The sequence below is a fragment of the Aquimonas sp. genome, from assembly GCF_044377145.1.
GTDB lineage: Bacteria > Pseudomonadota > Gammaproteobacteria > Xanthomonadales > Xanthomonadaceae > Aquimonas.
Genome location: NZ_JBILJQ010000035.1, coordinates 44,682 through 52,086, shown reverse-complemented (window position 1 = coordinate 52,086; position 7,405 = coordinate 44,682). Strand labels below are relative to the sequence as shown.

Here is a 7,405-nt window from a genome sequence, read left to right as displayed (position 1 = left end):
CCGTCAACTGCTTCCATTTGCCACACCTCCGATCCAAGACCGAAACCTTGACCGCTGGCGGCGCTTGAAGTTCACGGATAATTGGCGCCGGCTCTATAGTGCAGACCGACGATGCTGGGAAGGTTGCGGCAGATGGATACGAGCGACGATAAGTACCGCGAGTTGCGCAGAGATCAAGCTTTCCCCATCCGATCACCCCGATGCATCAACCACCCCGCCACCACGATCGCCGTGGTGACGAAGGAGATGATCAGGGTCGCCAATGCGTTGATCTCCGGCGTGATGCCGAACTTGACCTTCGAGTACACCACCATCGGCAGGGTGCTGCTGCCAGGGCCGGAGACGAAGCTGGCGACGACCAGGTCATCCACCGACAGGGTGAAGGCCAGCAGCCAGCCGGCGACCAGGGCCGGGAAGATCTGCGGCAGGGTGATCAGGAAGAACACCTTCCACGGCCGGGCGCCGAGGTCCATCGCGGCTTCTTCCAGGCTTTCATCCATCTGGGTCAGGCGCGACTGCACCACCACGGTGACGTAGGCGGTGCAGAAGGTGATGTGGGCAATGGCGATCGTGCTGAAGCCGCGCTGCGCCGGCCAGCCGGTGAGCTGCTGCATCGCCACGAACAGCAGCAGGGCCGAGAGACCGAGCATGACCTCGGGCATCACCAGCGGCGCGCTGGTCATGATCGACAGCAGCGGACGCGCGCGGAACCGGCCCAGCCGGGTCAATGCGGTGCCGGCGAAGGTGCCGATGATCACTGCACAGGTCGCGGCGGTCGCGGCGATCAGCAGGCTGCGGCCAGCGGCCTGCAGGATCTGCTCGTTCTGGAACAGGCGGCCGTACCACTCGGTCGAGAACCCGCCCCACACGGTGACGAGGCGCGAGCTGTTGAAGCTGTACACGATCACCGAAATGATCGGCAGGTACAGGAAGGCATAGCCGAAGGCCATGGCGGTGAACAGCAGGTAGGGTTTGCGGTTCATGCGGGGCGCGCTTTGCGCGGGTCTGGCCGCTGTGGCGAGCAGGCGGGATTGGGGACTCGGGATTGGGGATGGCCGAGGGTTGGCGAGTTGGCGCCGGGGTGCGGGGCGCGAGTTGACCCATCGCGTGCACCGAGCGCCCATAGGGTGGGTCTTGACCCACCACGCGCATCGAACACGCATGCGGTGGGTGTTGACCCACCGAAGCTCGGCGCTTGCGACACGATGAATACGTGCGCGCCGCTTCGCCTTTCCTGTACGGCGCAGCGCAGCGCTCCCCCCGAGCGGCCCGCACCGCGGCGGACGTCCAGAGCCGGTGGGTCAAGACCCACCCTTTGGGCGCGCGTTGGAATCAGCAAGCCATCACGCAGGCTCTGAATCCCCAATCCCGAATCCCCAATCCCGGCCGTCATTGCTTCGCCTCCTTCTCGGCACGCCGGTTCTGCACATGTTCGAACAGCAGCACCGGAATGACGATCAGCATCAACATCGCCATTGCCACCGATGCGGCCACCGGCCAGTTGCGGTTGTGGAAAAACTCTGTCCACAGCACCTTGCCGATCATCAGCGCGTCCGAGCCTCCCAGCAGATCGGGGATGACGAACTCACCGACCGCCGGGATGAACACCAGCAGGCAGCCGGCGATCACGCCCGGCAGCGACAGTGGCAAGGTAATCCGCCAGAACGCCTTGAATGGCCGACAGCCGAGATCGAAGGCCGCCTCCAGCAGGCGGCGATCGAGCTTCATGAGGTTGGCAGCCAAGGGCAGCACCATGAACGGCAGGTAGGAATAGACGATGCCGATATAGACCGCAAAGTCGGTATTGAGCATGCGCAGCGGCTCGTCGATCAGGCCCAGCCACTGCAGCAGCTGGTTGATCAGGCCGTTGTTGCGCAATAGACCGATCCAGGCATAGATGCGGATCAGAAAGCTGGTCCAGAACGGCAGGATCACCAGCATCAACAGAATCACCCGCACCCGCGGCGTGGCGCGGGCGATGCCGTAGGCCATCGGATAGCCGACCAGCAGGGCGAAGAAGGTCGAGATCGCGGCGATCTTCAGCGAGTTCAGATAGGCCGCTACGTACAGCGAGTCCTCGAACAGCTGCAAGTAGTTGGCGAAGTTCAGCGTCAGCTGCAGCCGCCAGTGTTCGCCCCAGCTCAGCAGATCGCCGTAGGGCGGCCGCGCGCCGGGCATCGGATCGGTCAGGCTGATCTTGGCCAGGATCAGGAACGGTACGAGGAAGAACACACCCAGCCACAGCATCGGCACGCCAGCGACGAAAATCCGCCCGCGGCGCTGGCGCAGTTCGCGGCCGAGCAGGCCGATGCGCTGGTACATACCCAGAAACACCTGGTACCACAGGGCCAGCCAGTTGAAGTTCGCGCCGTTGCTCATGCCCTGCCCCCAACCGCCTGCTCGCTGCATCCAAACGAGCGCAACACGCGAATCCCATAGGGTGGGTCTTGACCCACCATGTCAACAGCACGCAGTGCGTCTCGACCCACCATCGGCCCAAACCCTCCGCAGGCCGCAGGCTCCGACCGATGAATCAACCGACTCCGCAGGCGCATCGCGTTCGCGAGAATGTTCATGCCTAGCTCGTCAGCACCACGCCGTCATCGGGATCCCAGCTCAGGTACAGCTCGTCGTCCCAGCTGTAGTGCGGGCGCGCATAGCGGGCCTCGTGCGTGATCTGCACGCGCACGCTCTGGCCGTGCTCGGTGGCGACGTGGTAGATCGAAACATCGCCGAGGTAGGCGATTTCGACCACCCGCCCGCGCACGCAGTTGCGGCGGTCGGCCGGCGGGTCGTCGTGCACGCTGATCTTCTCCGGGCGCACCGCGACCGCCACCGGCGTGCCCAGCGGGAGCGGATCGGAATGCCACATCAGGAATTCGCCGCCGAGTTTCTCGCAGGCGAACTCGAGTTCCTCTTCGCGTTGAGCGGAGACGCGGCCCTCGAAGATGTTGACCGCGCCGATGAATTCGGCCACCAGCCGGTTGGCGGGGAACTCGTACAGCTGCGCCGGCGTGGCGACCTGAACGATGCGGCCGGCATCCATCACCGCCACGCGGCTGGACATGGTCATCGCTTCTTCCTGGTCGTGGGTGACCGTGATGAAAGTGACGCCGACACGCTCCTGGATGCCGACCAGCTCGAACTGGGTGTGCTCGCGCAGCTTGCGATCCAGCGCGCCGAGCGGCTCATCCAGCAGCAGCAGTTTCGGCTGCTTGGCCAGTGCGCGCGCCAGCGCCACGCGTTGACGCTGTCCGCCGGAGAGTTGATCCGGCTTGCGCCGATCGAAATCCTGCAGCTTGACCAGCTCCAGCATCTCGGCAACCCGATCGCGGATCTCGCCGCGGCCGAGCTTCTCCTGCTGCAGACCGAAGGCGATGTTCTGCGCCACGGTCATGTGCGGGAACAGCGCATAGCTCTGGAACATCATGTTGACCGGCCGCTCGTAGGGCGGCAGGTTGGTGATGTCGCGGTCACCCAGCAGAATGCGACCTTTGTCGGCGGTCTCAAGCCCGGCCAGGATGCGCAGCAGGGTCGACTTGCCGCAGCCGGAACCACCGAGCAACGAGAAGAACTCGCCCTGATAGATGTTTAGGCTGACGTCATCAACCGCGTAGGTCTTGCCGAAGGTCTTGGTGACGCCTTCGATGCGCAGGAAGGGCTGCGCGTCGGGCTTCTGCCAGGGTTCGATCGGTGCCTGCTTGCGTCCGGGTTGGGCCATTGCCTGGGGCTCGATGCGTGGGTGCCGCCCGCATCGAAACGCGGCGGCGCAAAACCAGATGAAGGCGCTGATGTGGGCAGCGTCGTGCCGGCGATACGGCGTACGCAGCGATCAGCGAAGGCAAACAGTGTGTGTCCGCGGTCGCGGGCGGCGCGTGTCCGCCCACGCTCGTGCCGATCAGCGTCCCGACTTGATCTGCGTCCAGGCGCGAATACGCGCCTGTTGCGCATCGTCGGGCAAGCGCTTGAGATCCTGCAGCTTGGCCATCACTTCGGCAGGCGGGTAGATGCCCGGATCAGCGCTGACCTCCGCGTCCAGCAGCGCGGTGCTGACCGGGTTGGGGTTGGCGTAGGCGACGTAGTTGCTGATGCCGGCGATCACTTCGGGCTCCAGCACGTAGTTGATGAAGGCATAGGCGCTGTCGGGGTGCGGCGCATCGGTGGGAATGGCCATTACGTCGACCCAGCGCACCGCGCCTTCCTTCGGGATGATGTAGGCGATGTCCAGCCCGGTTTCGGCCTCTTCGGCGCGCGCGGCCGCCTGCGCGATGTCGCCGGAATAGCCGACCGCCAGGCAGACCTCTCCGGTGGCCAGATCGTTGATGTACTGCGTGTTGTTGAAGGTACGGATGTGCGGACGAATCGCCGCGAACGTCGACCGCACAGTTTCGATCTCGTCACCGTCGGTTTGGTTGGGATCGCGCCCCTTCCAGATGAGCACGGCGCTGAAGGCTTCCTGTTCGTCGTCCAGCATGCTGATGCCGCAATCGGCCAGCTTTTCCGCATTGGCGGGATCGAACAGCAGGCTCCAGGAGTCCAGTGGCGCGTCCGCACCCAGGGCCTCGCGCACTTTCGCGACATTGATGCCGATACCGGTGGTGCCCCACATGTAAGGAACCAGATGCTTGTTGTCGGGATCGGCGTCGGTCATGCCGGCCAGCAGGGCCGGATCGAGATTGCCGTAGTTGGACAGCCGCGCCCGGTCGACCGGGGCATACAGGCCGGCGCTGACATGACGCTGCGCGAACGGCCGCAGCGAGGGGAACACCAGGTCGTAGCCGCTGCCGCCAGCCATCAGCTTGGCCTCCAGCACCTCGTTCTCGCTGTAGACGTCGTAGACGACCTTGATGCCGGTGCGCGTCTCGAAGTTGGCGATGGTGTCTTCGGCGACGTAATCCGACCAGTTGTAGATATGCAGAACCTTCTCGACCGGCTTGGCCTCTGCTGGCGCTGCGGGCGTGTTGGCGGTATCGGCAGGCTGCTGCCCGCAGGCGGCTAGAGCAGCGGCGACCGCAACGGCAAGAACGCAGGTACGCAGGGACATGGGTGGCTCCGGTGGATGAACCCCCGCATGGTGGAATCGCCGGCCGGGGGTGTCAACGCATCTGCGCGCTGTGCCGTCGCGCCGAGAGGCCTCGGCGCTGGGGCGAGCCGAACTATGCCGGCGTCGCGGCCGTCACCACGATCTCGATCTTCCATTCCGGCCGCGCCAGCGCAGCCTGAACAGTCGCCCTTGCAGGGGTATGGCCGGGCACCACCCAGGTTTCCCACACGGCATTCATCGCCGCGAAATCCGCCAGATCTACCAGAAAAATCTGCGCGCGCAGCAGCTGCGATTTATCGCTGCCCGCCTGCGTCAGCAGCGCATCGATCTGCGCCAGCACCTGGCGGGTCTGGCCGCTGATGTCCTCACTGGCATCGTCGGCGACCTGGCCGGCCAGATAGGCGACTCCACGATGGACGGTCATTTCGGACATGCGGGGACCGGTGTCGAAGCGCTTGATCATTGCGGGAGCCTTGAATTGGGATAGGGGATTGCAAATGCGAACGCCGCTGCCGAATTCGGTGGACGATTGCCAGGCCGCTGAGCCGAGCCGCACCGGATCAGGACGGTGTTCGTCGCCTCAGCAGATCCACGCGGATCGATGCGGCCGTATCAGCAGCGGCGGTGGGGCGATTCACTCGAGAGTGAACCACTGCACTTCGACGCGACGATTGAGTTCGCTGTCGGCGCCGGCCGGCTCTTCCCAGCCGCGACCGACCAGCTCAAGCCGATTGGCCTCGATTGTCGGGTAGCGTGCCAGCAGGGCTTCGCGCACGGACTCGGCGCGCTGTCGCGACAGTTCCATCGCCTTCAAGGCCATGCTGCGCACCAGCGCCTGTCCGCCCTGCTGTTCGAATTCTTTCAGGCGTGCGCTGTCGACGTGACCGCGCAGCACCACCACCGAGCCGGGGCTGACCTGCAGGAAACCGCGGATCACCTCCAGGAACTCCTGGTTCTCTTTCGAGCTTGCATCAAGCTCGGCCGAGTTCGGCTGATAGAAGAAGCGGATGTCGCGGCTGAGCAGGGCGTCGCCCTCCAGCGAGACCGCACCGCCGGAGCTGCGGATCGGCGCGATCGCGATTTTCTGCGCGGCGAACTCGGGCTTTGCGGCGAGCGCCTTCAGCGCGGTGAGATCGATGTAGCGCGCCGGGTCGGCCGGGTTGCGGATGATGCCGCCGTAGGCCAGCAGGGAGCTCTGGAAAATGCCCTGATAGCTGCCGGCCGCATCGATCGTGCCTTCGAAGAAGGCAAGATTTTCGGGCAGATTGGAGAAGTGGACCTTGGCCAGCTCGGCGCGGGTTTCTTCCACGCTCCAGCCGAAGGCGCGCGAGACCACACCGAGCTGTGACTCGGCCGAATCACGCAGCTGACGGTTGCCCTCCAGCAGCCCGTGCACCAGGGCCTGTACCTTGTCGGCATTGGCGCGGGCGAACTCGCCGTTGACCAGCAGCAGGTCGGCGATCACCAACAGGTTGCGGTTCGACACCAGCATCTTGGCGCTGCCGCTGCTGCCGGCGATGGTCTCGTCGGTGCTTGGCGACCAGCCGATGCAGCCGTTGAGGCGCGGACGGCTGCCGGCCAGCTGTTCGGCGTAGGCTTCGCAGGCGACCACGGCATCGTCGTAGAACACCAGGTTGACCGCATCGGGCCGCGGCGCGGCATCGAGATCACGCAGCACGTTGACCTGCACGCCGGCCTCCGACGACAGATAGCGCAGGAAGAACTCGCTCTCGTTGAACTGGGTGCCGGCCAGCACCTTGCCGCGCAGGGCGTTGATGCCGCTGATGCCACTATCGACCACGATCATGTTGGCGCCACGCGAGAACGCCATCTGTGCCGGCACCACGATGTCGAACTGGCGACCCAACACGGCCAGCACATCGGCCGTGGTGACGCCGGCTGCAACCTGGCCGTTGTTGATCTTCGACCAGCCCTCTTCCTCGCTGAGCGTGATGCGCAACTGGAAACCGTACTCGCGGGCGAAGAACGAATCCGGGTTCGGCGCCAGGCCGCCGTTGGCGACGATCAGGCCGGCATACCCGGCGTACTCGCTCAAGTCCACGTCCAGGATGCCGTCCTTCATCACGTAGGCCGCAGAACGATCCAGCACCGGCGGTGAAGTCAGCGGTTCGATTGGATCGACGCTGGCGGTTGCGGCCGGTGCCTCGCGGCTGTCGCTGCTGGACGCCGCACCCGAATCATCTTTGCCCATGTCCTGCAGCACCAGCCAGCCGCCCAGGGCCAGCAGGCCGACCACCAGCAGGATGGAAATGAACTTGCCGGCGGCGTTGCCGGATTGGCGCTTGCGCTTGTGCATGGTGAGTCTCCGTCGAACGTGGCGGATGGAAATCCGGGCCTGAT

At 64.9% G+C, this 7,405-nt stretch carries 6 protein-coding genes; all 6 read right to left on the bottom strand.

What is annotated here, in order from left to right:
* Positions 1-173: 173 nt before the first annotated feature.
* Positions 174-983: an ABC transporter permease subunit gene (locus ACIQ7H_RS12105; RefSeq protein ID WP_395791766.1), complete on the bottom strand. Its 810-nt coding sequence runs from the start codon at positions 981-983 to the stop codon at positions 174-176.
* A 406-nt stretch (positions 984-1,389) separates the two neighbouring features.
* Positions 1,390-2,322, bottom strand: coding sequence for an ABC transporter permease subunit (locus ACIQ7H_RS12100; protein WP_395791772.1), 933 nt, complete (start codon positions 2,320-2,322; stop codon positions 1,390-1,392).
* Between the two features lie 256 nt (positions 2,323-2,578).
* The gene (locus ACIQ7H_RS12095; protein WP_395791764.1) at positions 2,579-3,721 is read right to left on the bottom strand and encodes an ABC transporter ATP-binding protein; all 1,143 of its coding nucleotides are present in this window, start codon (positions 3,719-3,721) and stop codon (positions 2,579-2,581) included.
* Between the two features lie 177 nt (positions 3,722-3,898).
* Positions 3,899-5,044 (bottom strand): polyamine ABC transporter substrate-binding protein, encoded by a 1,146-nt coding sequence (locus ACIQ7H_RS12090; protein WP_395791762.1) that lies wholly within the window; start codon positions 5,042-5,044, stop codon positions 3,899-3,901.
* 112 nt (positions 5,045-5,156) lie between these two features.
* Positions 5,157-5,507, bottom strand: coding sequence for a RidA family protein (locus ACIQ7H_RS12085; RefSeq protein ID WP_395791760.1), 351 nt, complete (start codon positions 5,505-5,507; stop codon positions 5,157-5,159).
* Positions 5,508-5,678: 171 nt separating this feature from the next.
* On the bottom strand, positions 5,679-7,361 hold the full coding sequence (locus ACIQ7H_RS12080; protein WP_395791758.1) for a phosphate ABC transporter substrate-binding/OmpA family protein: 1,683 nt from the start codon (positions 7,359-7,361) through the stop codon (positions 5,679-5,681).
* Positions 7,362-7,405 lie beyond the last annotated feature (44 nt).

Excerpts from the sequence above, each read along its gene's own strand:
- ACIQ7H_RS12105 (WP_395791766.1), bottom strand. The coding sequence starts at position 983 with ATGAACCGCAAACCCTACCTGCTGTTCACCGCCATGGCCTTCGGCTAT.
- ACIQ7H_RS12100 (WP_395791772.1), bottom strand. The coding sequence starts at position 2,322 with ATGTACCAGCGCATCGGCCTGCTCGGCCGCGAACTGCGCCAGCGCCGC.
- ACIQ7H_RS12095 (WP_395791764.1), bottom strand. The coding sequence starts at position 3,721 with ATGGCCCAACCCGGACGCAAGCAGGCACCGATCGAACCCTGGCAGAAG.
- ACIQ7H_RS12090 (WP_395791762.1), bottom strand. The coding sequence starts at position 5,044 with ATGTCCCTGCGTACCTGCGTTCTTGCCGTTGCGGTCGCCGCTGCTCTA.
- ACIQ7H_RS12085 (WP_395791760.1), bottom strand. The coding sequence starts at position 5,507 with ATGATCAAGCGCTTCGACACCGGTCCCCGCATGTCCGAAATGACCGTC.
- ACIQ7H_RS12080 (WP_395791758.1), bottom strand. The coding sequence starts at position 7,361 with ATGCACAAGCGCAAGCGCCAATCCGGCAACGCCGCCGGCAAGTTCATT.